Raw genomic sequence first — 26587 nt, forward strand, 5'->3', positions numbered from 1 at the left:
CTCCCGCGGGGAGAAGGAACATCATTGGGCGCCCGGCACCTTTTTCTTCGGTAAAGGAGCTGCGTCAGCGCTCCAGCCGGTAATTCAACGCAGCACGGTTCTCGGTGCCCGAGTCGATCTGCACGCTCCACAGCCGGCTCAGGATGTATTTGAAGGTCACCACCTGGCCGCTGCCGAACAGCGCCACGCCGTAGCTTACGTACAGCCGCGGCGAGAGGAACTTGCCGACCGTCAGCGCGGCGCCGCCGAGTGCGCGGTTGTCGGCCACGCCCACTTCATCCAGGCCCATGCGCGCGCCGAGCCGCTTGGCGAGGAAGTTGCCGCCGAACGCCGCCGCGGCCTGGCTCAGCTGGGCGCCGTCGGCCTGGGAGGCCGAGCGCAGCGGGCGACCGAGCACCAGATACGACAATTGCTCGGCCTGCTCCATCGACGGCTCCGACCACAGCGTGAGTTCCGGCGCCAGCGCGGTGCCGCGCACCTGCACGCCGACGGTCACCTCGTCGATCTTGCGCTCGGCGCGCAGGTCGATGGCGGGGTTGTCGATCGGCGTCGATGCGAACGAAAGGCGGCCGCGCGTGATCGTGAGGTCCTGGCCGTACGCCTTGTAGGCGCCGCCGACCTGGATCGCGCCGGCGCCGAGCGTCGCGCGCCCCGGCCGGTCGCGCACGGCGAGCTGGCCGTCGAGCTTGCTCTTCAAGCCGAAGCCGTTGAGGCGCACGTCGTCGCCCAGCACGATGCTGATGTCGCTGTCGAGGCCGAGCCCGGCGCCTTCGTCGGTCTGCGCGTCGATCACCACGACGTCCGACGACGCCTTGGTGGTGCCCTGCAACTGTTCCAGATCGATGCGCGCAAACGGCACCGTCACCGTGCCGCGCAGCCTGAGCTGTTCGTTGGCCAGGACGATGGTTAGATCGGGCGACACCCGTGCCTCTGCCTCGGGAATCTTGACGATGGTGAGATTCTCGCCCTGCAGCGCAACACGCACCGTTTCTTCCGCGCCGGCGTTGCCGTCCACGCGCCCTTCGATGCGCAGCGTGCCGTCGCCCGACTTCACCGTGCCGGCCAGCGTGGCTGCGCGCGCACCGGCGCTGGTCAACACGAGTTCGCCGTCGCTCAGCAGCAGGCCGGCGGCAGGCACTTCGCCGCTGAACCCTGCGACGCTGGCACGGCCTTCGATCTGCGGCGACGCACGCGTGCCGGCGATGGCGACGTTGGCATCGAGCGTGCCGGACGGCGCCACCACCTGGTCGGTGACAAGCTCGAGCACGGTGAGATCCGGCAGCGACAGGGTGAGATTGCCGTCGAGCGCGCCGTCGTCGGCCAGCGGCGTGGCCGTGGTCAGGCGTGCGTCGATGCGGCCGCCGTTGCCGACGCCGCCGGTGACGGTGGCGACGAGTTGTTGCGGGTCGAGCGTGGCGCGCAGTTGCAGGTTCTGCAGATCGATCAGTTCGCGTTCGGACTCGGCGTCCATGCGCACGCCGGCGCGTGCGATGTCGAGTTGTGCGGTGGCATCGATGTCGCCGTTCGCCGCACGCGTGGCGCGGGCGGTGGCATTCACTTCGCCGAATGCCGCGACCGGGTGTCCGAGCGCGTCGGCGAGGAACGGATCGAGGTCCGACAGCGGAAACGCCTGCAGCGAAAGATCGGCGTTGCCACCCGCGCCGTGCCAGTCGGCCGACACGCACAGCGCCGACGGCTCGGACGCAAGACACGCCTGCGTGACGCGAATGGCGCCGTCGCCGCTGTCGTAGGCGATCTCGGCCGGCGCGCGCAGGCGCCAAGGCGAGCGTTCGGCCGGCTCCAGCGTCAGCGCATTCAGCAGGCCGCGCCAGCGCGCGCCACCCCCGTCGGGCGCGATCAGGCCGCCCGCGAGCTCCACGCTGGCGCGCGCGGGTTCGCCGTCGAGCGCAAGCGTCAGCGTGTGGCGCTCGCGCGTGCCTTCGCCCGAGAGCGACAGCGTGGCGAAGGTCTGGCCAGCGGCGTCCAGCCCCACCGCTTCGACGCTGAAGCTGCCGCGCTGCAAGGCGTCGATGCGGGCACGCACATCGGCGCTCGCCGCCGTAATGTCGGCGATGACGAGGTCGGTGACGGCCAGATCGGTGACCAGCGTCGGTGCGTCCTGCGTGCCGCTGGCGGTGAACGTGCCTTCGATGCGGCCGCGCGCGTCGGGCAGCACGTCGGAGAGATTGAGCGGCAACAGCTCGAGGTCGGCGGCGATGCGTTCGCCCCAGCGGCCGTTGCCGCGGATGCGCGACTGCCCGATGCGCAGGTCGGCCTTGCCTTCGCCGCTGCCATCGGGCTGCAGCGTGGCGTCGAGCGTGCCGGCGAGCGCGCGTCCGCGCAGCGTGCCGCCGAGTGTCGCTACCTGCAGCGTGGCCGCCGGGCCGGCGTCTTCGAGGCGACCTTCGCTGCGCAGCGTGGCGTCGATGGCGCCGGGAAAATCGGCAACGAACCACGCGGGATCGAAGTCGCGCAGTTCGGCGTCGAGCGTCCACGCCACCTGCGGCGCCCACGCCACGGAGCCGTTCGCGGCGAGGCCGCCGCCGGGCATCGTCACGTCCAGCGATTCGAACGCGATGCGTTCCTGCGTGCCGCGGCCGCGCAAGGCGATCGTCGCGGCGTCATCGCCACGCGCAAGATCGCCGTCGAGCGTGACCGCATAGTCGGCGAGCGGGCCGTCGACGCGCGCACTGCCGCCGGTGCGCACGACGGCCTCGGGCGTGTCGGCCGGCAGCGTGATGTCGCGCCAGACAAGGTCGAGTGCGACGCTCGGGGCAGTGCTGCGCACGTCGACCGTGCCCTGCGCAGCGACGCTGCCGGACAGCAGCTCCAGCGACAGCGGCGCCAGCTCGGCCACACCGCCGGCATATCCCACGGTCGACGGCGCAATGCGCAACGCCTGCATTCCTTGTGCGACATCACCCTCGATCTGCACCCGCTGCAGCGTGCCGTCGGCGCGCAGGTTGGCCGACACCGGCTCGCCGTCGAGGCCGAGATAGGCCGCGTCGATCTCCGGTGCGACCACGCGCAGCGCGAACTGCGGCGACGGCAGGCCGCCGGTGAGGCGCAGGTCGACGGTCGCCGGCTGCGGCACGTCGCCGCGCGCGCTCAGGTGCAGATCCGAGAGGTCGCCGCGCAGCGTGATCGCCAACGGCAGCGGATCCGCGTCCGCGCGCGGCAGCGTGATGGTGGCATCGAGCGTGCTGGCCCAGCCGCGCTCGCTGTCGAAATCGCCGCGCGCGTCGATGCCGAGCCTGTCGCTGTCGAGGATGAGCGACTGCAGCGCGAGGCGTCCCTGTTCGAGCGCGCCCTGCAGTTGCAGGCGGGCGATATCGAGCAGGGTCACGTCGGCCTGTTCGACGCGCAGGCGTCGCACGTCGAGCGCCTCCACCGTCACGGCCAGCGGCAGGTCGAGGGTCGGCAGGGATTCGGGGAGGACGAGGTCGTACGACGGCGTCGTCTCGTCGGCCGACGGCGCCAGCACCACGCGGCCGTCCTCCAGTGTCAATTGTTCGATCACCAGACGCCGGCCGACCAGCGCACGCGGCGACAGATCCAGCGTGACGCGGCGCAGCTCCACCAGCAGGCCGTCGTCCTGCCTGTAGCGCACGTCGTGCAGCACCAGCGGCCCGGCCACGCTGCCTTCCGCCACGCCGTATTGCAGCGCGCCGTCGGGCAGCGTCGCCGCCACGCGCGCAAGCAGGAAATCGCGCCCACTGCCGCTGCCGAGCAACCACCACAGCAGCAGCACGCCGAGCAGCACCAGCAGCACGATCGCGCCGCCGAGCCACGCCAGCACGCGCGGCCAGCGCGCGCGACGCGGTGCGGCGATCTGCGCCGGCGTACTCACAGATCCGGCCCGATGTTGATATGGATCTGGAACGCGTCCTGCGGATCCTTGAGCCCGCGCGCCAGATCGAAACGCACCAGCCCCACCGGCGACCGCCAGCGCACGCCGATGCCGGCGCCGACGTACGCACCCTCGTTGACATCGTTGAAGGCGTTGCCCGCATCGACGAACACCGCGCCGCCCCAGCTGCGGCTGAACATGCGTTCGTATTCGGCGCTGCCGACCAGCAGATTCTTGCCGCCGGTTGCGATGTCGTCGGTGCGCGGCCCCACTTCCTGATAGCCATAACCGCGGATGCTGCGGTCGCCGCCAGCGAAGAACCGCAGCGACGGCGGCAGCTCGTCGAACTCGTCGGTCAGCGTGCGCCCGATCTGGCCGCGGAACAGGACGCGGTTGCGCGGCCCGATGCTGCGGATCAGCTTCGCATCGACGACAAACTGGGCAAAATTCGTCTCCGATCCCAGCGCCGATGCACCGGTCTTGAACTCGCCGCGCAACGAGAAGCCGCGCGTCGGATACAACGCATCGTCGGCCACCACGCGCTGCGCCGAGAGCGCCGGATAGACCAGCCTGCTCTCGCCGCGGATGCGGTCCGCTTCGGGTTGGTCCAGGCCCAGCACGAAGTCCTCGTTGCGCGCGTGCAGCGCCACGCCGAGCTGCCAGCCGCGGTACGTGCCGGTGCGCGAGGCGACGAGCTCGGAGATGCGCGACTTGGTCACGTCGCTTTCCTCGTCGCGCCGATTCGCGCCGAACGCGTACCAGCCCTCGGCCCACGCGAACGCGGGGATGCGGTATTCCACGCCGAAACTGCGGCGCCGCTGCGCCACGTCGAGATTGGCTTCGAGCTTGTGGCCGCGGTCGTTGACCCAGCGCCGCTCCAGGCCCAGCTCGATGCCGGCGCCCGAGTCGGTGCCGAAGTTCACGCCGGCGGTGTAGACGCTGCGCTTGCCCGGCGTCAGCGACACCGCGATCGGCACCCGGTCGCCCTCTGCGTTCTCGAGGTCGGGGCGCACGTCGATGTAGCCGAAATAATCGAAATCGGTCAGGCGCTGGTGCAGCTTGAGCAGCGCGTCCTGGTGGTAGTACTCGCCGTCGTCGTACGGCACGGCCTGTTCGATCAGCGCGGTGTGGATCTGCGAGCCGGTGAAGGTGGTCTTGCCGAAGCGGTAGCGCGCACCGCTGTCCCAGGTGAGCCTGATCGCGGCCTCGCGCAGCTGACGCGAAACTTCGACACGATGCTGCTGCAGCTCGGCATCGAAATACCCGCGTTCGAGCAGGCGCCGCTGCACGGCGAGCTTGCTTGCCTCGTAGCGGCGGTGATCGAAGGTCTGGCCGATGCGCGGACGGAAGCGCTCGATCGGCCGCTGCACCTCGTTGTCGCCCTGCGCGGCGCCGTTCATTTCGATGGCGGTCTCGCGCAGGATCACCGGCTCGCCGAGCACCACGTTGACGGTCACGGTGATGCCGCCGTCGGCGCGCACCACGTCGGTGTCGACCTGGGCGTCGTAGTAGCCGTACGGCTCCACCGCCAGCCGCGCTTCGTCCGGCGCCTGTCGCAGCAGGTACGACAGGCGCGCCTCGCTGAGATTCGCGCGATCGGCGTCCGACAGGCGATTGAGCGACAGCGACCCGATGATGTTGGTGCGCTCGTCGCCGTCCACGCCCGTGACATTCACCCCACGCAGCGCCTCCGCCCACGTCGGCGTGGCGACCAGCAGCAGCCAGAGCGCGGTGGCGATGGGCGGGGCACGACGTGCGATCACGCGATCCTTGCGGGTGTGCGGCAACGGGCGCCCCAGCATACCGGCAGAACACCGACTGGAGGCGTGCAGGTTGCAACGCAGCGCGCCGCGAGGAACGTTCTCATTCGCGCCGGCGCGGTTGCTTTCCACGATCCGGCCAGCGTGGGTGCTGCCGATCGCCGCATTGCACAAATCAACGGCTGCGAATAAGATTGATTCTTGTTTACACAAGAACAGCCAGCGCATCGACGCGAGCCACTCCCCGGTCCTTACGTTTTCCGAGATCCTGTCATGACATCGTGCACCTCCCTGCCCCGTCCGGCGCTGCTCGCGCTCGCCGTCTCGTCCGCCCTGTGCCTCATGGCACCGCCGTCGCACGCTGCCGCGGTGGCGGACGCCGGAGCGCCGGCACGCGCCGACGCGCGGACGCTCGACGAGATGGTCGTCGAGGGCCGCAGCGTGCCGAAGGCCGCCTCGCCCAAGTACACCCAGCCGCTGCTCGACACGCCGCAGTCCATCACCCAGGTGCCGACCGAAGTGATCGAAGGCCAGAACCTGCTCGGCCTGCGCGACATCCTCAGCACCCTGCCGGGCATCACCTTCGGCGCCGGCGAAGGCGGCGGCGGCTACGGCGACAGCATCAACCTGCGCGGTTTCTCGGCCAACAACGACATCACCGTCGACGGCATCCGCGACAGCGCGCAGTACACCCGCAGCGACACCTTCAACCTCGAGACGGTGGAAGTGATCAACGGCGCGAACTCCGTGAACTCGGGCGCCGGCGCGGTGGGCGGCACGATCAACCTCGTCAGCAAGGTCGCGAACGACCAGGACTTCACCCGTGCGCAGCTCGGCGCCGGCACGGACAGTTACGGCCGCGCCACGGTCGATTCCAACACCACCTTCGGCGAGAACAGCGCGTTCCGCATCAACGCGATGTGGCACCGGAATGACATCCCCGGCCGCGACGTGGAGGAAAACGAGCGCTGGGGCATTGCGCCGTCGGTGGCGTTCGGCCTCGGCACGGACACCGTCGTGAGCCTGTCCTACCTGCACCAGGAAGACGACAACATTCCGCAGTACGGCGTGCCGTACTTCCCCGGCATCGGCAATGGCGGCCCGCTGCCCGGCGTCGATCCGTCGGACTACTTCGGCTACCGCAACATCGACACGCAGGAAATCGAGGTCGACGCGTTCACCGCGAAGATCAACCACAGCTTCAGCGAGAATTTCTCCGTCTCCAACGTGACGCGGCAGTCGACGACGACGCAGTTCTCGCGTGTGAACCCGCCGCAGGGCACGTGGTGCCTCGATTCGGGCATCAATCCCGCGAACGGAAGCACCTGCGACGCACCGGGCACGTACCAGCCCAGCGGCCCGCGCGGCAACACGCGCGACTCGGAAAACCAGATCGCGATCAACCAGACCGATTTCCTCTCGACCTTCCGCACCGGCGGCATCGAGCACGATCTGGTCACCGGTTTCTCGATCTCGCACGAAACCTACGACCTGCGGTCGGGCAGCTCGCTGCGCAACGCCGACGGCACCACCGTGCCCTACCCGGTGATGGACCTGCACGATCCGGACTCGATCTGGACCGGCCCGGTCAACTTCATCCAGACCGCCAAGCAGGCCGGCGAACTCGACAACCGCGCCCTGTACGCACTGGACACGATGAAGTTCAGCGACGCGCTGCACCTGAACCTCGGCGTGCGTTACGAGCGCAACGAGGGCACGCATCGCAGCGACACCATCGCGATCCCCGCCGACGGCGGCACGGTCACGCCGGGCGTCGAGGCGCAGAACAACGACGACCTGCTGTCCTACCGCGGCGGCCTGGTCTTCAAGCCGGCCGAGAACGGCACGATCTACCTCTCGTACGGCAACTCCGAAACGCCGTCGAAGGCGTCGGTCAACGGCGCGTGCAGCGCGACCACCTGCAACGTCGATCCCGAATCGGCCGTCATCACCGAGCTCGGCACCAAGTGGGACCTGTACGACGGCGCGCTGTCGCTCACCGCGGCCGTGTTCCGCAACGAGCGCGAGAACTACAAGGTGCAGGACAACAACAACCCCGACAATCCGTCGCAGGAACAGCAGCTCGACGGCAGCGCGCGCGTCGACGGCCTGCTGCTCGGCGCGGTCGGCCGCATCAGCGAAAACTGGTACGTGTACGCCAACTACGCGCGCCTGGAAAGCGAAGTGCTGCAGGGCGTGTCCGACAACGACGCCGCACTCGGCAGCGACTTCGCGCGCGGCGACCGCCTGACCAACACCCCGGAAGACTCCGCCAGCCTCTGGACCACGTACGACCTTTCGTCGCAGTGGCAGGTGGGGTACGGCGTGACCTACCTCGGCAAGGTCTGGCTGACGCAGCACAACGCCGACAACCCCGATGGCCCGCTCGTCACGGCCCCGGGTTACACCGTGCACCGCGCAATGGTGAACTGGCGCGCGACGCAGCAGCTGTCGCTGCAGCTCAACGCCACCAACCTGTTCGACAAGGAGTACTACACCCGTCCGCGCAACAACGGCTGGTCGACGCCGGGCGAAGCGCGTTCGGTGGTGCTGACGGCAAGTTATAACTTCTGATTTCGCCATCCCACCGGCACGTTGCACAATCGGACCCGGCGCAGGGACGCGCCGGGAGCAACACGCCCCATTCACCTTCACCGCCCTATCGCGAGTCCCCCGATGTTGCTGCAGATTCCCGACATCCTGACGCCCAAGCAGGTGGCCCTGTGCCGCAGCAAGCTCGATGGCGCGGACTGGGCGGACGGACGCATCACCGCCGGCTACCAGTCGGCGAAGACCAAGGACAACCTGCAGCTGCCCGAGAACTCGCCGGTGGCACGCGAGCTCGGCGCACTGGTGCTCGATGCACTCGCGAAGAATTCCACGTTCTTTTCCGCCGCGCTGCCGCGGCGCATCTACCCGCCGCTGTTCAACTGCTATCGCGGCGGGCAATCGTTCGGCTTCCACGTCGACAACGCGGTGCGGTACGACCGCAGCGCCGGGCCGCGACCCGAGCCTGTGCGCACCGATGTTTCCGCCACGCTGTTCCTGAGCGCACCGGACGACTACGACGGCGGCGAACTGATCATCGAAGACACCTTCGGCACGCAACGCGTGAAGCTGCCGGCCGGGCATATGGTGTTGTACCCCGGCACCAGCCTGCACCAGGTCACGCCGGTGACGCGCGGCGCGCGCATCGCGAGTTTCTTCTGGCTGCAGAGCATGCTGCGCGACGACGGACAACGCCGCACGATGTTCGATCTGGATCTCTCGATCCGCCAGCTCACCCAGGCCACGCCCGACCACCCCGCGCTGGTGCGCCTGACCGGCGTGTACCACAACCTGCTGCGGCGCTGGGCCGACACATGACCGCCGTGTCGCCGCAATGAGTCCGGGCACGGCATCCGCCCGCCGCCGCGGCTTCTGGCTGCGCACGCTGCACCAGTGGCACTGGATCAGCTCGGCGCTGTGCCTGGTCGGCATGCTGCTGTTCAGCATCACCGGCATCACGCTCAACCACGCCGCGCAGATTCCGGCGACGCCGGACACGCAGACGCGCACCGCGCAACTGCCGGGCGATCTGCTCGCCGCGCTCGTCGCGCAGGCCGACGACAGCGACGGCAGCGAGCCGCTGCCGCCACGCGTGCGCAGCTGGCTCGCCGACACCATCGATGTGCGTCCCGGCGCGCGCGAGGCCGAATGGTCGCCCGACGAAATCTATCTTTCGCTGCCGCGTCCCGGCGGGGACGGCTGGCTCGCGATCGATCTTGCGAGCGGCGCCGTCGAATCGGAATCCACCGACCGCGGCTGGATTTCCTACTTCAACGATCTGCACAAGGGCCGCAACGCCGGTCCGGCGTGGAGCTGGTTCATCGACGTGTTCGCCGTTGCCTGTCTCGTGTTCTGCATCACCGGCCTCGTGCTGCTGCAGATGCACGCCGGGCAGCGCGCGATGACATGGCCGATGGTCGGACTCGGCGTCGTCGTGCCGGCGCTGCTCGCGCTGCTGCTCATCCACTGATTCTTTTCGAGGTCACCATTCGATGAAACGTTCGCTGCTGTTCGCCGCCCTGCTGTCCGTCGCCGCACTGCCCGCGGCCGCCGCCGGCCTCAAGGTCGATATCGAAGTGCCGCAGCTCGACGTGGCCGAGTACCACCGCCCGTACGTGGCGGTGTGGATCGAGCGCGAGGACAGCAGCGTCGCCGCCAACCTGTCGGTCTGGTACCAGCAGGAACGCGGCAAACCGCGCCCGCAGAAGGACGGCAAGAAACCCGAGACGGGCGACGGCGGCGGCGAGGCCGGCACCAAGTGGCTGCCGGACCTGCGCCAGTGGTGGCGCCGCAGCGGCCGCGCGCTGACGTTGCCGGTGGACGGCGTCACCGGCGCCACGCGTCCGGTCGGCACGCACACGCTGACGTTCGATTCCACATCGCCGCAGCTCGCCGATCTCGCGCCCGGCAGCTATCGCCTGGTGGTCGAGGCCGCGCGCGAAGTCGGCGGGCGCGAGCTGCTGAAGCTGCCGTTTGCGTGGCCGCCGACGGACGCCGCGCAGTCCGACGTGCAAGGCAAGACCGAATTCGGCCGCGTCGCGCTGGCGCTGACGCCCTGATCCCGCTGCGGTGCGCCGCACCCCCTTCCCATACCGACAAGGACCCCTCATGAAGCCGACCAAACTCGCTGCGCTCGCGCTGGCGCTCGCCGTTCCCTTCGCCGCACAGGCCCACAAGGCGTGGCTGCTGCCGTCGCAGACGGTCCTGTCCGGCAACGATCCGTGGGTCACCGTCGACGCCGCGGTGTCGAACGACCTGTTCTACTTCAATCACGTGCCGCTGCGCCTGGACAACGCCGTCATCACCGCGCCCGACGGCAGCGTCGTGCAGCCGCAGAACGGCGCCACCGGCAAGTTCCGCAGCGTGTTCGACGTGCAGCTGCAGCAGGCCGGCACCTACCGCATCGCGGTGGTGAACGCGGGCCTGTTCGCGAGCTGGGACGACAACGGCCAGCCCAGGCGCTGGCGCGGCAACGCCGAGAGCTTCAAGACCGAGGTGCCGAAGGATGCGAAGAACCTGCAGGTCACGCAGTCCGCGGGCCGCATCGAAACCTTCGTGACCAACGGCGCACCGAGCACGGGCGCATTGAAGGCGAGCAACAAGGGGCTGGAACTGGTGCCCGTGACGCACCCGAACGATCTGTTCGCCGGCGAGACCGCGACCTTTCAATTGCTGATCGACGGTGCGCCCGCCGCGGGCCTGGAACTCGAAGTGATCCCCGGCGGCATCCGCTACCGCGACGCGCAGAACGAAATCAAGGCGACGACCGACGCCGACGGCAAGTTCAGCGTGACCTGGCCGGAGGCGGGCATGTACTGGCTGGAAGCGTCGCTGCAGGACGACAAGGCGAGCACGCCGCCGGCAACACAGCGCCGCGCGAGTTATGCGGTGACGCTGGAGGTGTTGCCGCAGTAAGCGCGTCGTGGGGAGCGTGTTCAGCGGTGGTCGTTTGAGCGGAGGGGACGGCTGGGCGTGCACGGCGGGGCGTGCGAGCGGCAGTTGGGGCCGCTCACCCCCCCTTCCGCCTGCCGGCACCTTCCCCCGCTGCGCGGGAGAAGGAACGTGTCTGTGAGCGCATGGGAGTGTCGCGACCCCTCCGCGTACCCGGGCTTGGATCGAAGAAACCCTTCTCCCGCGCAGCGGGGGAAGGTGCCGGCAGGCGGAAGGGGGTGCGTCTGGTGGGCACTGGCGTTCGTTCTGCTCGTCTCGTGCAGCACCCCTGCCCCGGTCCAGACCCTCTCCGGCACCACCATGGGCACCACCTGGACGGTGAAACTCGTCGCCCCCGCGCCGCAGCTGGCACCGATCCGCAGCAGCATCGACTCCGAACTCGCCAGCCTCGTCGCGCAGATGAGCACCTGGGAACCGGACTCGAACCTCAGCCGCTTCAATCGCGCCGACGCCGACACCTGGCACGCGCTGCCTGACGATCTTTTCACCGTGCTCGCCTTCGCGCTCGAACTCACGCGGGACACCGACGGCGCCTACGACCCCACCGTGGGCCCGCTCGTCAATCTGTGGGGCTTTGGGCCCGACGGCGCACCGCGCACGCAGCCACCGACACCGGCGCAGATCGCGCAGGCCAGCGCACACGTGGGCTGGCGGCGCATCGAACTCGACGCCGCCGCGCACCGCGCCCGCCAGCCCGGCGGTGTGTTCGTCGACGTGTCGTCGCTCGGCCCCGGCTACGCGGTGGATCGCATCGCCGCGCGCCTGCACGAACACGGCGTCGAAAACTTCCTCGTCGAACTCGGTGGCGAGATGCGCGCCGCCGGCGCGAAACCCGACGGAAGCGCCTGGCGCGTGGCGGTGGAGCGGCCCGACGGCGCGGACGCCGGGGCCTTCGAGCTGGTGGTCGCACTCGATGATCTCGCCGCCGGCAGCTCGGGCGATTATCGTGTCGGTTTCGAACACGACGGCATCCGCTATTCGCACACCCTCGATCCGCGCACCGGCGCGCCCGTCACGCATGGCCTCGCAGCCGTGACCGTGCTCGCGCCCACGGCCATGCAGGCCGACGCTCTCGCGGCCGCGCTGATGGTGCTTGGCCCGGAACGTGGCTGGTCGTTCGCACGCGAACGCGACATCGCCGCCGCGTTCACGCAGCGCACCGCCGACGGCTATGAACGCCGCCTCACTCCGGCGCTCGAGGCGCGGCGCGTGCCATGAGTCGGCACCCGTCGGCACAAGGCCCGTCGCGCGAGTGGCTCGGCAATGCCGTGGTGCTCGGCCTGCTGCTGGCGATGGCCGCAGCGCTGTGGCTGTGGCAGAGCACGTCGCCGCAGTTCACCGATGCGCCCGCGCGCTGGTGGCTGGCGGCCGCAACGGTCGGCGTGTACCTACTGTGTTGCGCCGCACTCGCGGTCTCGCGTCGCCGCGCGCTGCGACCGGCCGGCAACGCGGCCGACGATGCCCTGCCCATCGTGTTCGCAAGCCAGACCGGCTTTGCCGCACAGCTCGCGGTGCAGACCGCCGACACGCTGCGCATCGCCGGAGTGCAGACACGGCTGCATGCGCTCGGTGATCTCGACGCGCTGCAACTGCAGGGCTTCCGCCGCGCGCTGTTCATCGTGAGCACCACCGGCGAAGGCGACGCGCCGGACAGCGCCGCCGGCTTCGAACGCCGCGTGCTGTCGCGCGCGCTGCCGCTGCCGGACCTGCGCTACGGCGTGCTGGCGCTGGGCGACCGCGAATACGCGCAGTTCTGCGGCTTCGGGCATCGGCTGGACGCGTGGCTGCGGCACCAGCGTGCGCTGCCGCTGTTCGATCTGGTCGAGGTCGACAACGGCGACGACGGCGCGCTGCGCCACTGGCAACATCACCTCGGCCACCTCAGCGGCAACACCGACCTGCCCGACTGGCAGACGCCGCAGTACCGGCCGTGGCGGTTGCAGGAACGGCGCGAGCTCAATCCCGGCAGCGTCGGCGGCGCGGTGTTCCACGTGGCGCTGACCCCGGACGATCCCGCGGACCTGTGCTGGCAGGCCGGCGACATCGCCGAGATCGGCCCGCGCCACGCGCCGGCGACGGTGGAGCGGCTGCTCGATGCGGCTGGCCTCGACGGCACGCGCGTCGTGGCCAGGGATGGCAGCAGCGACACGCTCGCGACCTGGCTCTCGCGCAGCCAGCTGCCGGCACCGGCCGATATCACCGACCAGCCGCCGCACGCCATCGTCGCGGCGCTCGTGCCGCTGCCGCACCGCGAATATTCGATCGCATCCCTGCCCGCCGACGGCGCGTTGCACCTGCTCATCCGGCAACTGCGCCGCCCCGACGGCACGCTGGGTCTGGGCGCCGGCTGGCTCACCGAATACGCCGACCTCGGCGCCCGGATCGGCGTGCGCCTGCGCAGCAATCCAGGCTTCCATCCGCCGCCGGACGCGCGCCCGCTGCTGCTGATCGGCAACGGCACCGGCATCGCCGGCCTGCGCGCGCTGCTCAAGGCACGCATCGCGGCCGGGCACCGGCGCAACTGGCTGCTGTTCGGCGAACGCCAGCGTGCGCGCGACCTGTTTTACGGCGACGAACTGCAGCAGTGGGAACGCGAGCGCTGGATCGAACACCTGGATCTCGTGTTCTCGCGCGACCAGCCGCAGCGCATCTACGTGCAGCAGCGCCTGCGCGAACACGCCGACCGCGTGCGCACGTGGGTGGCGCAGGGCGCGGCGATCCACGTCTGCGGCAGCCTCGACGGCATGGCCGGCGGCGTGGACGCGGCGCTGCGCGACATCCTCGGCGTCTCGACGCTGGAAACGCTCACCGACAGCGGGCGGTATCGGCGCGACGTCTACTGAAGCCGTCGCGCGCGCGCGTCGATCAGGCGGCCGCCTCGGCGCCTGCCAGTTGCGCGAGCCGCGCATCCTTCTGCGTCCACAGCGCATTGATCCACGCCTGGAACCGCGCGCGGAACGCCACGTCGTTTTCGTAACTGCCCGCGCGCAGATCGTCCGGGATCGGAATCGTCCGCACATGCGCGCGCACCTCGCGCACGCGCCCCGCGAGCAGGTCGTAGATGGTCGGCTTGCCGCCGGGGTAATGCAGGGTCACGTCGATGATGGCATCGAGCATGTCGCCCATCGCATCGAGCACGAACGCCACCCCGCCGGCGCGCGGCGGCAACAGGCGTGCGTACGGCGAACCGTCCGCGTGCTTGGCCGCGGTGAAGCGCGTGCCCTCGACGAAATTCATCACCGACACCGGCAGCTCGCGGTATTTCTCGCAGGCGCGGCGCGTGGCCTCGATGTCCTTGCCGCGCAGTTCCGGACGCGCTTCGAGCTGCTGACGCGAGTAGCGCTTCATGAAGGGGAAATCGAGCGCCCACCAGGCGAGCCCAAGCACCGGCACCCAGATCAGCTCGCTCTTGAGGAAAAATTTCAGGAACGGAATGCGGCGGTTGAAGATCTTCTGCAGCACCGGGATATCGACCCAGCTCTGGTGATTGCTCAGCACGAGGTACCAGCCGCGGCGATTGAGCGCCCCGTCGACCTGCACCACGAGGCGTGTGCCGACCCCATCCACCAGCGCGCTGTTGACCGCGATCCAGCTCTCGGCCAGCACGATGAGCCACGTGGACATGCGCCGCCGGAATCCCGCGTGCGGGATCATCGCCTTCACCAGCGCAAGCAGCAGCAGCGGCGTGGCGTGCACGATGGTGTTGAGCGCGATCGCGAGGAAGGCAAGGACCGCGCGCGGCACTTCGATCAGGACGCGAGGCATGCCGTCCCTGCGAGGCTCCAGCCCTTGAGCCCTTCCCCGTTGATGCGGGAAGGGCCGGGATGGGGGTGGCCGTTGACCTCGACCTTGCCGCTTAGCCCTTCCCCCTTGACGGGGGAAGGGTTGGGATGGGGGTGGCTCTTGAGCCTGATCTCCCCCCATCGCAGCGACGCGCCGAAACCAGCGAGAGCAAAAAAAAGGTCAACAGCCGCCCCCATCCCAACCCTTCCCCCGTCTAGGGGGGAGGGGTTACGGGCGCGGGCGACCTGTTGCGGCATCGCCCGCTCAGCCCGTCGCAAGCAGCGACACGTCGGCCACCGCGAGGAACCGGTCCGACAGGCGTTTGAGCAGCGCCAGGCGATTGCGGCGCAGATGGGCATCGTCGGCCATCACCATCACGCCGTCGAAGAAAGCATCGATCGGCCCGCGCAGCAGGGCGAGGCGCTTGAGCACGCTGACGTAGTCGTGGTGCGCGAGTTCCGCGCCGGTGTCGCCTTCGGCCGCGAACAGCGCCTCGGCCAGTGCGGACTCCGCCGGCTCCTTCAGCAGGTTGCGGTCGATGTCGTGCGGGATAGCCTCGTCGGTCTTGCGCAGGATGTTGCGGATGCGCTTGTTGGCGGCGGCGAGTGCCTCGGCTTCGGGCAGCTGCGCGAACAGGCCGATGGCGTCGATGCGGCTGTCGAAGTCGTACAGCGAGGACGGGCGCAGTTCGGCGACGGCGTTGAAGTGTGTGGCGGGAACGTTCTTGTCGGCGTAGTAGCTGCGAAGGCGGTCGAGCATAAAATCGTAGATGTCTCGCGCCAAGAAATGCTCGTCCGCAACCCACTCTGCAGTCGCTGCCGCAAGTGCTTGCACGCCGTCTTTTTTTGCAGCTGCAATTTTTGCGTGAAGATCGCGTGTGTGAACTGCGACGGTTGCCTCAGCCGAAAGTTTGCCGGCGTGTGCAAGGATTGCTAGAAGATCGAATTCGAACCCACTTTCGATAATCGTCCTCGCCAGCCCCAACGCATTCCTACGCAACGCGAATGCATCCTTGTTACCCGTCGGCTTCAGGCCGGCGGCGAAACCGCCCGCCAGCGTATCGAGCCGCTCCGCAATCGCCAGCACCTTGCCGAGCGGCGACAGCGCGATGTCGTCACCGGCGAAGCGCGGCCGGTAAGCCTCGTCAATCGCGAGCGCGATCTCCTTCGACTCACCCGCATCGATCGCGTAGTGCCGGCCAGCGATACCCTGCAGCTCCGGAAACTCGTTGACCAGGCGCGACTGCAGATCGGCCTTCGACAGTTCCGCGGCGCGGCGCGCCTGCGCCGGATCGACACCCACGGCGCTCGCGACCACCTCGGCCAGCGCCGCCACGCGCGCCACCTTGTCCGCGACCGAGCCCAGCTTCTGCTGGTACGTCACGTTCGCAAGACCGGCATTCATCGCCTCCAGCCCCTGCTTGCGATCCTCGTCGAAGAAAAACCTGGCGTCGGCGAAGCGCGGACGGATCACACGCTCGTAGCCCTTGCGCACTTCGTCGACATTGCGCGATTCGATGTTCGCCACGCCGATGAATTGCTCCGTCAGCCGCCCCGCGCTGTCGAGCACGGGGAAGAACTTCTGGTTCGCTTCCATCGTGGCGATCAGCGCTTCCTGCGGCACGGCGAGGAAGTCGCGCTCGAAGCTGCACAGCACCGGGTGCGGCCATTCGGTGAGGCAGTTGACCTCGGCGAGGATGCCTTCGTCGATGCGCGCGTGGCCGCCGGCCTGCTGCGCCATGGCGCCCACGCTGCTGCGGATGCGCGCTTCGCGTTCCTGCGGGTCGGCGAGCACGCACGCGCCGCGCAGCGCGTCGACGTAACTCCCGGCATCGGCGATCCACACCGCCTTGCCGTGGTGGAAGCGGTGGCCGCGGCTCATGCGGTCGGATTTGATACCGAACAGTACACAATCCACGACCTGGTCGCCGAACAACAGCACCAGCCAGTGCAGCGGACGCGCGAACGCGTGGTCGTGGTCGCCCCAACGCATCGGCTTGGGAATCGGCAGCCCCTTCACCGCCTCGTGCAGGATCTCCTGCAGCAGCGATACCGTCGACGCACCCGGCTTCACCGCGCGGAAGACGAAACGCTCGCCCTTGTCGGTGGCGATGCGTTCGAGCGCGGTCCAGTCGACGCCGTTCTTGCCGGCGAAACCGAGCAGCGCCGGCGACGGCTGGCCGTCCGCGGTGAGCGCGACGTTGACGGCCGGCCCGAGCACCTCGCTGCGCTGCTCCGGCTGCTGCGCCTGCACCGCGTCGACGATGACGGCGATGCGACGCGGCGTGTACAGCACGCGCGCGCTGTCGGCATCGAAGCCGATGCCGCGTTTCTCCAGGCCCGTGCGGATGCCGGCGAGAAAGGCATCGGCGAGACCGGGCAGTGCCTTGACCGGGAGTTCCTCGGTGCCGAGTTCGATGAGGAGGGATTGCGTGGGTGCGGACATGTCGCCGTGTTCCGGAGGTTTCTTTTGCCCTTCTCCCGCCGGGAGAAGGTGGCGCGAAGCGCCGGATGAGGGTTCGGGCGGAGCGTGGTGCTGGAGTGTTGCGGCTGCGGTCGTGACGTATGAGGTTTTGCGCGATCCTGAAGGCGTTGGCTGGAGTGGATAGCTCGGCATCCCGGACCCTCTCCCCAACCCCTCTCCCACGGGAGAGGGGCTCAGATCAGGCGGCTTCCGCCGCGCGCTTCACGCCCGGGAACCCGAGCTTCTCGCGCTGCGCGTGGTACGCCTCCGCCACCGCACGCGCGAGGTTGCGCACGCGCAGGATGAAACGCTGGCGTTCGGTCACCGAGATCGCGCGGCGCGCGTCGAGCAGGTTGAAGCTGTGCGAGGCCTTCGTGACCTGGTCGTACGCCGGCAGCGGCAGGCCGAGCTCGACGAGCTTCAGCGCCTCGGCTTCGCAGGCATCGAAGCGGTGGAACAGCTCCTCGACGTTCGCATGCTCGAAGTTGTAGGCACTCTGCTCGCGTTCGTTCTGCAGGTACACGTCGCCGTACGTCACCACGCCCTGCGGGCCGACCGTCCAGATCAGGTCGTAGACGTTGTCGCAGTTCTGCAGGTACATGCATAGGCGTTCGAGGCCGTAGGTGATCTCGCCGGTCACCGGCCGGCACTCGATGCCGCCGGCCTGCTGGAAATACGTGAACTGGGTGACTTCCATGCCGTTGAGCCACACTTCCCAGCCCAGGCCCCAGGCGCCGAGCGTCGGCGATTCCCAGTTGTCCTCGACCAGGCGCAGGTCGTGCACCAGCGGGTCGATACCGAGCGCCTTCAACGAGCCGAAATAACGCTCGACGATGTCGTCCGGATTCGGCTTCATCACCACCTGGTACTGGTAGTAATGCTGCAGGCGGTTCGGGTTCTCGCCATAGCGGCCGTCGGTGGGACGACGCGAGGGCTGCACGTACGCCGCGTTCCACGGCTCGGGACCGAGCGCGCGCAGGAAGGTGGCGGGGTGGAAGGTGCCGGCGCCCACTTCGAGGTCGAGCGGCTGGATCAGCACGCAACCCTGCTCGCCCCAATAATTGTTGAGGGTCTGGATGAGCTGCTGGAACGTGATCGTCGGGGATTGCGCTGGCATGCGATGGGCGTCGAGCCGGGGAATGGGCCAAGCGCGCTAGTATAACGGTCGCACCGCGGCTGTCCGCCGCGCCACAGGCCGCTTTGGATGGATCCGACCCGCCGCGCCACCGTCGAACGCCTGTCCGTGCCGCCGCGCGAGCGGTTGCCGGGCGGGCGGCGGCTGGAGCTCGACCGGGTGCTGGTGGCGCTGGCCGAGGACGGCATCATCGCGCCCGCCGATGCCGCCCGCGCGCGGCTGGCGGCGCGCGAGATGCGCGGCGGCGCCGACATCCACCCGCTGGTGCTGCTCGCCAACCTCAAGCTGCCCAATCTCAAGGTGCCGGGTGTCGAGCTGGGGCTCGAAGCGCTGACCGAATGGCTCGCGCGCCAGGTGAAGCTCGACTACCTGCGCATCGATCCGATGAAGATCGACGTGCCCGCGGTCACCGCCGTGATCTCGCACGCGTACGCGCAGCGCCATCGCATCCTGCCGGTGGCCGCGAGTCTCGAACGCGTGACGTTCGCCACCAGCGAACCGACCGACCTGCGCTGGCAGTCGGACTTGTCGCACCTGCTGCGCCGCGAGATCGACGTGGTGGTGGCCAATCCGCTGGAACTTGCGCGCTACACGATGGAGTTCTTCGGCGTCACGCGCTCGGTGCGCGGCGCCAAGGACACGCGCGACGAAACGCCCGGAAGCATGCCGAGCTTCGAGCAGCTGGTGGAACTCGGCCGCGCCGGCGAGGTGGGCGCGGACGATCGCCACATCGTGCACATCGTCGACTGGCTGCTGCAGTACGCCTACGAGCAGCGCGCATCCGACATCCACCTGGAACCGCGGCGCGACATCAGCAACGTGCGTTTCCGCATCGACGGCGTGCTGCACAAGGTGTTCGAACTGCCGACGCCGGTGATGACGGCGGCGGTGAGCCGCATCAAGGTGCTCGGGCGCATGGACTTGGGCGAACGCCGGCGGCCGCAGGACGGCCGCATCAAGACACGCTCGCCGGGCGGGCGCGAAGTCGAGATGCGCCTCTCCACCATGCCGACCGCCTTCGGCGAAAAATGCGTGATGCGCATCTTCGATCCGGACACGGCGGTCAAGTCGATCGCGCAGCTCGGCTTCTCGGAATCCGAGGGCGCGACGTGGAACGACCTGGTCACGCGCCCGCACGGCATCGTGCTGGTCACCGGCCCCACCGGCTCGGGCAAGACCACCACGCTGTATTCGACGCTCAAGCGCCTCGCCACGTCCGACGTGAACGTCTGCACGGTCGAGGACCCGATCGAGATGATCGCGCCCGAGCTCAACCAGATGCAGGTGCACCACCAGATCGACCTCGACTTCGCCGCCGGCGTGCGCACCCTGCTGCGCCAGGATCCTGACATCATCATGATCGGCGAGATCCGCGACCTGGACACCGCGCAGATGGCGGTGCAGGCCTCGCTCACCGGCCATCTGGTGCTGTCGACGCTGCACACCAACGACGCGCCGTCGGCGATCACGCGCCTGCTCGACCTGGGCGTGCCGCATTACCTCATCCAGTCCACGCTCAACGGCGTGCTGGCACAGCGGCTGGTGCGCACGCTGTGTCCGCACTGCAAGGCGCAGGACGCGCAGGTGGATATCGATGCCTGGCAGGGCCTCGTCGCGCGCTACGGCATCGCCGCGCCCGAGCGGACGTTCGGCCCGAAAGGCTGCCTCGAATGCCGACACACCGGCTTCCTCGGCCGCGTCGGCCTCTACGAACTGCTGCCGATCACGCCGAAACTGCGCGCGCTGATCGAACCCAATCTCGACCTGCCGAACTTCGCCCGCACCGCGCAGCACGAAGGCCTGCAGCCACTGCGCGTGGCCGGCGCGGCGAAGGTGGCCGAGGGCATCACCACCGTGACCGAAGTGCTGACGGTGCTGCCGCCGGAGGAGAACTGAGAGCGCGGAGTGGGCAGGGAGAAACGAGCCAGAACAACGCCCGCCCCCTCCCACTCGATTCCCGACTCCCGATTCCCGACTCCCGCTCGTCCTACTCCGCGTCTCGCTCCTCGTACAGCTTCTTGCGCGGCGCGCCGCTGATCTCGGCCGCGAGGCGCGCGGCCTGCGAGGGCGGCAGGTGTTCGCGCAACAGCGCGTGTACGCGCCGACCCAGCGCGAGGCTGGCGTCGGCGTCGTCGCCGGTCGCGCCCTCGACGATGACGACGAATTCGCCGCGGCGCTGGTCGGCGTCGGCAGCGACCCGCGCCGCAAGAGCGCCGAGCGGGCCATCGAGCACGGTTTCGAAGCGTTTGGTCAGCTCGCGCGCCACGACGCCGCGCCGCGTGGCGCCGAAAATCGCTGCCGCATCGACGAGGCATTCGTCGATGCGATGGCTCGATTCGTAGAACACCAGGGTGCGCGCTTCGGCCGCCAGCGACTGCAGCCGTTCGCGCCGCGCCGCACCCTTCTGCGGCAGAAATCCTTCGAACGCGAACCGGTCGCTCGGCAGGCCCGCGACCGACAGCGCCGCGATCGCGGCGCACGCACCGGGCACGGGCGAGACCTCGATGCCCGCCTCGCGCGCCGCACGCACCAGTCGGAAGCCGGGATCGCTGACCAGCGGCGTGCCGGCGTCGGACACCAGCGCGATCTGCGCGCCGTCGCGCAGCTTCGCGAGCAGGCCATCGATCTGTTCGGCCTCGTTGTGGTCGTGCAGCGACACCAGCGTGCCGCGCACGCCGAACGCCGACAGCAGCGCCTGCGTGTGGCGCGTGTCTTCGGCGGCGATGAGATCGGCCTCGCGCAGCGTTCGCAGCGCGCGCGGGCTCAGGTCCTCGAGGTTGCCGATGGGCGTGGCGACGACGTGCAGCCGACCGGTGGGAGCAAGCGACATGACGCGGATCCGGAACGGCGGATGAGCTTAGCAGTGGTCGATTGTCGGGGCGCTCGGGCGCGTCGCGCCCTCCCACCTGCCGGCCCCCTTCCGCCTGCGTTCCGCCGGTGGTAACCGGCGTCACCCTTCCCCCGCTGCGCGGGAGAAGGGACGCTTCGATCAGCGCGGATGTATTCCGGCCGCGCAAGTTCCCTGTCGCATTCAACGGAGGAATCCTTCTCCCGCGTGCGGGGGAAGGTGCCGGCAGGCGGAAGGGGGCGCGCTTCGCACTACACTATCCCGCAACCGCACCCAGACCGTCGCCCATGTCCCGATCCGGATACCGCCTCGCCGCAGCGACGCTGCTGCTGATCCTGCTGCAGGGCTGCACCATGATGCCCACCAGCCGTGTCGAACCGGTCGAGGCCACGGCCGCCGAGCGCGCCTTCGCCGACGGCGAGTTTGCCGTCGCCGCGCAGGGCTTCCTCGACGCCGCCGCGCAGGACCGCTCGCGCCGCGACGCCTATCGGCTGCGCGCCGCCGAAGCCTGGCGCGAGGAAGGCGATCTGGCCCGCGCCCGCAGCGTGCTGGAGGGTGTCACGCCGAAGCGGCTGCAGGCCGACGAGCGCCTGCGCCTGACCCTGCTGCAGGCCGAGCTTGCGCTCGACGCCGGCCAGCCGGCCGATGCCCTCGGCCGCCTCGCGATCGCACCGGAAAGCGTGCCCGCGCCGTACCGGGCGCGCTTCCACGAGCTGCGCGCGCGCGCCGCCGAAGCCGGCGGCGACAGCTTCGGCGCCGCCGCCGACCGCGCCCTGCTCGACACGCATCTGGCCCCGGCCGAACGCGCCGCCAACACGCGCGATATCGAACGCCTGCTCGCAACCGTCGACGACGGCCTGCTGTATTCGCGCAGCGCCGCGCTGCCCGCCGGCCACCCGCTATACGCCTATGCCGGCCGCCAGCTCGGCGCGCGCGGCCTGAGCCTGCCGCGTCCGTACGAGCGCGGCGGTGCGATCGCGGGCGGTGCGGATCGCCCGCCGGCCGACGTCGACGGCTATCGTCCGTACACCCGGGTGGCGCTGATCCTGCCGCTGGACGGCGCCATCGCCGCGGCCGCCAACGCGGTGCGCGACGGCTTTTTCAGCGCCTATTTCGCCGAATCGCGCAGCAAGCCGCAGGTGCGGGTGTACCCGGTGGGCGACGACACCGCCCAGGCCGTGGCGACATACCAGCAGGCGGTCGCCGACGGCGCACAGGCCGTCGTCGGCCCGCTCGCGCGGCCGGCCGTGGCCGCGCTGTTCGAACAGGGCCAGGTGCAGGTGCCGCTGCTGGCGCTCAACCGCGGTGGCGACCTGCCGCCGCCACCCGGCAGCGTGAGTTTTGCGCTCGCACCCGAGGATGAAGGCGTGGCCGCGGCCGACCGCATGCACTCGCGCGGCTGGCGTCGCGTGCTGGTCGTCGCCGGCGCGGACGAACACGCGCAGCGCAGCGCGGCGGCGTTCCGCGAGCGCGTGCAGCGCAACGGCGGCAGCGTCGCGGCCGAGATCCGCCTGCCCGACGATTCGCCGAACTACACCCCGCTGATCCGCCAGGCGCTCGGCACGGTCGGCAGCAGCAGCGTCGCGAGCGGCGGCGACACCGCGGTCGAACAGAACCGCCAGCAGGTGGCCGTGGACGCGATCTTCCTCGCGGTCAAGGCCGACCAGGCGCGGCTGTTCGCCCCGCAGCTGCGCGTGGCGGGCGTGTACGACGTGCCGATGCTCGCCACCTCGCAGATCGCCGCGGCCGGGGCCAATCCGCGCCTGGACCGCGAGCTTGACGGCATCGAATTCGCCGATGCGCCGTGGCTGTTCACCGACCCGCCCGGCCTGCCGCGCCGCGATACGCTGGCGCAGACGCTCGACAGCGCGCGCGGCGGTGGCGCGCGGCTGGTGGCATTCGGCATCGATGCCTTCCGTCTGCTCGGCTACCTCGACCACCTCGCCGCCGATCCGAACGCGCGCCTCGCCGGCGCCACCGGCGACCTGCGCGTCGACGGCTTCGGCAACGTGCTGCGCACGCCGGCGTGGGCGCGCTTCGTCGGCGGCCGCGCACGGCCGGCACCCGACGGTGCGCTGATCGGCGACGACGTGCAGTTCCGCCAGCCGTGATCCTGCGGCGCCTACTGCCGGGCGCCGCCGCGGCACCGCCGCCGGGCCGGCGTGCGCTCGGCGCGGCGTTCGAACAGGCCGCCCAGCGCGAACTCGAACGTCACGGCCTGCGCCTGCGCGACAGCAACGTCAACTACCGCTTCGGCGAGATCGACCTGGTGATGGACCACGGTGAAACGCTGGTCTTCGTCGAAGTGCGCTACCGGCGCGGTGGCGGCTTCGGCGATGGCGCGATCTCGGTCGATGCGCGCAAGTGCCGGCGCATTGCGCGTGCGGCGGCGGCGTATCTTGCCGCGCAGCCGCTGCTGGCGCGCCGCCCGTGCCGGTTCGACGTGGTGGGCGTGGCCGGCGACATCGCCGCGCCGCGCTTCGACTGGATCCGCAACGCCTTCACCCTCGACGAGATGCCCGCGCGATGACCCGCCCAGCCCCCGCTCTCCGCCTGCTCGCCCTGCTGATGCTGCTGCCCTTGCTCGGCGGCTGCGTCGCCGCCGTGGTGGCCGGCGGTGCCGCCACCGGCGCCGCCGTGCACGACCGCCGCAGCGTCGGCACCGTGCTCGACGACCAGGCGCTGCAGATCGCCATCATCGACCGCATCTACGCCGAACGCGACCGCTTCGACGGCACGCGGATCAAGGCCGTGGTGCACAACGGCGTGGCGCTGCTGATCGGCGAGGTGTTCGACGAGGCGCTCAAGGCACGCGCCGGCGAGCGCGCGAACGAACTGCAGGGCGTGAAGCGCGTGGTCAACGAACTCGTCATCGGGCAACCGCCCGGCGTGTGGCGCCGCAGCGCCGACGCCACGCTCACCAGCCGGGTCAAGACCGCGCTGATCGGCATCGACATGCCGGGCTTCGACGCGAGCCGCGTCAACGTCACCACGGTCCGCGGCGAGGTCTACCTGATGGGCCTCGTCTCGCGCGCCGAGGCCGATGCGGCAGTGGACACGGTGCGCTCGATGCGCGGCGTGGTGCGCGTGGTGAAGGTGTTCGAATACACCGATTGAGCCCATCGGCTTGACCGCATCGGCGGCTGTCGTTTCGTCGCGGCTGCGCCGAAGCGACGATTTCGGCGCCGCGTTCGGTCCCGGACGGGGTTAGGCTCCAGGTCCCCCGCCGCCGTTCCGGAGAGTACGCATGTCCCGCCCTGCCCATGCCGCCTGTCTTGCCGGAGCGCTGCTGTGCGCCTCGGGCGCCCTGTCCGCCGCGGGTCCGACGCGCGAACACCTCGCGCCCGCCGGATGGGAAGGTTCGTACCACCAGATCCACTACTCGCCGGTGGTGAAGATCGGCGAGCGCGTCATCGTATCCGGCATTCCGGCCAGCGTCGGCGAAAGCGAGGAAGACAAGATTCGCTGGGTCTTCCAGCAGCTCAAGCTGCACCTGGAAACGGCCGGGGCGAGCCTCGCGGACGTGGTCGAACTGAACAGCGTCCATGTCGCGGCCGACCACGCGCAGTTTCGTCAGCGCATCGATGTCGTGCTCAAGGTCCACCGCGAGTTCTTTCCCGACCACTATCCGGCCTGGACCGCGACGGGCACGACGGCGCTGTTCTCGGACGGCGCGCCGATGGAACTGCGGGCCGAGGCAATGATCGGCTCGGGCAAGCGGCCGCTGGCGGACATCCCCATACCCGCCGACGCCGCCGCGAAGGACGACTGAGCCGCGCGTCGGGTCAGGTCTCCACCTGCGCCTCGATCACCGCCCGCAGCACTTCGCCAAGCTCCAGCAGCCGCAGATCGCTGCCCGGCAATCCGACCAGCTGCAACCCGATTCCGTCGGGCAACGGCAGCGACAGCGCCGGGCATCCGGCCAGCGACGCCAGCGCGGTGAAATCGGCAAGATTTGCGGGCTCCGCGGCCGCGCGCAGCGGTGGCGGCACCGGCACGGTGGGCAGCAGCAGCACGTCCACGTCCTCGAACATGCGCCGCACGCGCACCACGTGCGCGTCGAGCCTGCGATCGGCGCGTGCGAAGTCGCTCGCCGATTTCTTCTGCGCGAAGGCGAGCATCTCCAGCACGCGCTGCGAGGCGCCGGCGATGTCGGCGCCGTGCGCGGCGAGGATCTCCGCTTCCATCAGCAGCAGCGCGGCGCGGCGCGTGGCGGCGACGTCGAGCGCGGCGATGTCGAGCGCCACCGGCCGGGTTTCGCCGAACACCGGGGCGGCGCGCTGCACGGCGGCGTCGAATCCGCGCACCACGTCCTGCGATGCACCCAGCGCCGCGAGATCGGACACCACGCCCGCACGCAGCGTGCCCGGCGCCCAGTCCGGCGGCGCCAGCGGCACGCGGCGCCTGCGCGAGCGCGGATCGGCCGCATCGTAACCGGCGAGGGTCTGCAGCAGAGGCGCAAGATCCTGCACGTCGCGCGCGATCAGGCTCGGACAGTCGAGCCGGCGCAATGCTGCGCCCAGGCCGCGGCTGGAGAGTTCGGCGAAGGTCGGCTTCAGTGCCACCACGCCGCAGAACGCGGCCGGAATGCGGGCCGAACCGAGCGTGTCGGAGCACAGCGCGGCGATCGCGTGCCCGGCCGCAACGGCCGCCGCGGCGCCGGCCGACGATCCGCCCGCCACGCGATCCGGCAGCGCCGGATTGCCGACATCGCCGAAATGCGGATTGCGACCCGACACGCCCAGACCCAGTTCGTCCATGCCGGTCTTCCCCAGCAGCACGGCGCCCGCGCCGCGCAGGCGCGCGACGGTGAACGCGTCCTCCTGCGCCACGCGCGCCCGCCGCGCGGGCAGGCCGAGCGTGGTCGGCAGGCCGGCGACGTCGAGGTTGTCCTTGATCGCGAGCGGAACGCCGTCCAGACGGCCGAGCGGCTGGCCCGCGGCGCGGCGCGCATCGGACGCACACGCCGCGGCCAGCGCGCCGTCGGCGTCGACATGCGTCCAGGCGTGCAGCGCGGCGTCGCGTTCGATCGCGGACAGGCACGCCGCAGTCAGCGCTTCGCTGCCCACGTCGCCCGCCGCCAGCGCGTGCAGCACGCACACCAGCGGTGCGCGCCGCAGGGTTTCGGCCTTTGCCATCATGCACTCGTCCACAGCATCGAAACATCGAATGGTGCGCGATTGCCCGGCCGGCGGCAAACCGGGACAATCGTGCATTGCACCAAACGCTGCCGTACGGCGCACTTGCGC

At 69.9% G+C, this 26587-nt stretch carries 19 protein-coding genes; 12 read left to right on the forward strand and 7 right to left on the reverse strand.

Going from position 1 to position 26587, the window contains the following annotated elements:
• Positions 1–64 precede the first annotated feature (64 nt).
• Positions 65–3850, reverse strand: a complete 3786-nt coding sequence (locus HNQ52_RS17575) for a translocation/assembly module TamB domain-containing protein (RefSeq protein ID WP_183961673.1) — start codon at positions 3848–3850, stop codon at positions 65–67.
• Positions 3847–5613, reverse strand: a complete 1767-nt coding sequence (locus tag HNQ52_RS13355) for a BamA/TamA family outer membrane protein (RefSeq protein ID WP_183961674.1) — start codon at positions 5611–5613, stop codon at positions 3847–3849. Before HNQ52_RS13355 ends, HNQ52_RS17575 begins: the two co-directional genes overlap by 4 nt.
• Positions 5614–5883: 270 nt before the next feature.
• On the opposite strand from HNQ52_RS13355, the gene HNQ52_RS13360 reads away from it, so the two are divergent.
• From HNQ52_RS13360 to HNQ52_RS13390, 7 genes are all read left to right on the forward strand, one after another.
• The gene (locus HNQ52_RS13360; protein ID WP_183961675.1) at positions 5884–8184 is read left to right on the forward strand and encodes a TonB-dependent receptor; all 2301 of its coding nucleotides are present in this window, start codon (positions 5884–5886) and stop codon (positions 8182–8184) included.
• A gap of 102 nt (positions 8185–8286) precedes the next feature.
• Positions 8287–8976, forward strand: coding sequence for a Fe2+-dependent dioxygenase (locus HNQ52_RS13365; protein WP_183961676.1), 690 nt, complete (start codon positions 8287–8289; stop codon positions 8974–8976).
• A gap of 16 nt (positions 8977–8992) precedes the next feature.
• On the forward strand, positions 8993–9628 hold the full coding sequence (locus HNQ52_RS13370) for a PepSY-associated TM helix domain-containing protein (protein ID WP_183961677.1): 636 nt from the start codon (positions 8993–8995) through the stop codon (positions 9626–9628).
• A gap of 22 nt (positions 9629–9650) precedes the next feature.
• A complete protein-coding gene (locus HNQ52_RS13375; RefSeq protein WP_183961678.1) occupies positions 9651–10217 on the forward strand; it encodes a DUF2271 domain-containing protein in 567 nt (188 codons plus the stop codon).
• Between the two features lie 49 nt (positions 10218–10266).
• Positions 10267–11073, forward strand: coding sequence for a DUF4198 domain-containing protein (locus tag HNQ52_RS13380; protein WP_183961679.1), 807 nt, complete (start codon positions 10267–10269; stop codon positions 11071–11073).
• A 336-nt stretch (positions 11074–11409) separates the two neighbouring features.
• Positions 11410–12327 carry an FAD:protein FMN transferase gene (locus HNQ52_RS13385; protein ID WP_183961680.1) on the forward strand — a complete coding sequence of 306 codons (918 nt, stop codon included), beginning with the start codon at positions 11410–11412 and terminating at the stop codon, positions 12325–12327.
• A complete protein-coding gene (locus HNQ52_RS13390; RefSeq protein WP_221282092.1) occupies positions 12324–13952 on the forward strand; it encodes a sulfite reductase subunit alpha in 1629 nt (542 codons plus the stop codon). Before HNQ52_RS13385 ends, HNQ52_RS13390 begins: the two co-directional genes overlap by 4 nt.
• A 22-nt stretch (positions 13953–13974) precedes the next feature.
• Here the strand turns inward: HNQ52_RS13390 and HNQ52_RS13395 are convergent, their stop codons facing one another.
• From HNQ52_RS13395 to glyQ, 3 genes are all read right to left on the reverse strand, one after another.
• Positions 13975–14874 (reverse strand): acyltransferase, encoded by a 900-nt coding sequence (locus HNQ52_RS13395; protein ID WP_183961681.1) that lies wholly within the window; start codon positions 14872–14874, stop codon positions 13975–13977.
• A gap of 282 nt (positions 14875–15156) precedes the next feature.
• Positions 15157–17337, reverse strand: a complete 2181-nt coding sequence (gene glyS / locus HNQ52_RS13400; RefSeq protein ID WP_183961682.1) for a glycine--tRNA ligase subunit beta — start codon at positions 17335–17337, stop codon at positions 15157–15159.
• A gap of 217 nt (positions 17338–17554) precedes the next feature.
• Entirely contained in the window at positions 17555–18472 is a 918-nt protein-coding gene (glyQ, locus tag HNQ52_RS13405; protein ID WP_183961683.1) for a glycine--tRNA ligase subunit alpha, read from the reverse strand.
• 87 nt (positions 18473–18559) lie between these two features.
• Here glyQ and tfpB point away from each other — a divergent pair, with 87 nt between their 5' ends.
• Entirely contained in the window at positions 18560–20386 is a 1827-nt protein-coding gene (tfpB, locus tag HNQ52_RS13410) for a type IV pilus assembly ATPase TfpB (protein WP_183961684.1), read from the forward strand.
• A 91-nt stretch (positions 20387–20477) separates the two neighbouring features.
• Here the strand turns inward: tfpB and rsmI are convergent, their stop codons facing one another.
• The gene (gene rsmI / locus HNQ52_RS13415; RefSeq protein ID WP_183961685.1) at positions 20478–21320 is read right to left on the reverse strand and encodes a 16S rRNA (cytidine(1402)-2'-O)-methyltransferase; all 843 of its coding nucleotides are present in this window, start codon (positions 21318–21320) and stop codon (positions 20478–20480) included.
• A gap of 305 nt (positions 21321–21625) precedes the next feature.
• On the opposite strand from rsmI, the gene HNQ52_RS13420 reads away from it, so the two are divergent.
• The 4 genes from HNQ52_RS13420 to HNQ52_RS13435 all read left to right on the forward strand — a co-directional run bounded on the left by HNQ52_RS13420 (position 21626) and on the right by HNQ52_RS13435 (position 25110).
• A complete protein-coding gene (locus HNQ52_RS13420; RefSeq protein WP_183961686.1) occupies positions 21626–23449 on the forward strand; it encodes a penicillin-binding protein activator in 1824 nt (607 codons plus the stop codon).
• Positions 23450–23451: 2 nt separating this feature from the next.
• Positions 23452–23868 carry a YraN family protein gene (locus HNQ52_RS13425; RefSeq protein WP_246387856.1) on the forward strand — a complete coding sequence of 139 codons (417 nt, stop codon included), beginning with the start codon at positions 23452–23454 and terminating at the stop codon, positions 23866–23868.
• Positions 23865–24455, forward strand: coding sequence for a BON domain-containing protein (locus tag HNQ52_RS13430; protein WP_183961687.1), 591 nt, complete (start codon positions 23865–23867; stop codon positions 24453–24455). Before HNQ52_RS13425 ends, HNQ52_RS13430 begins: the two co-directional genes overlap by 4 nt.
• Before the next feature lie 130 nt (positions 24456–24585).
• Positions 24586–25110 (forward strand): Rid family hydrolase, encoded by a 525-nt coding sequence (locus tag HNQ52_RS13435; protein WP_183961688.1) that lies wholly within the window; start codon positions 24586–24588, stop codon positions 25108–25110.
• Positions 25111–25123: 13 nt separating this feature from the next.
• Here HNQ52_RS13435 and HNQ52_RS13440 read toward each other — a convergent pair whose 3' ends face one another.
• Complete coding sequence (locus HNQ52_RS13440) at positions 25124–26476, reverse strand: amidase (protein WP_246387842.1); 1353 nt, start codon at positions 26474–26476, stop codon at positions 25124–25126.
• Positions 26477–26587 lie beyond the last annotated feature (111 nt).

Origin of the sequence: Chiayiivirga flava, assembly GCF_014202825.1 — a bacterium.
Taxonomy (GTDB): Bacteria; Pseudomonadota; Gammaproteobacteria; order Xanthomonadales; family Xanthomonadaceae; genus Chiayiivirga; species Chiayiivirga flava.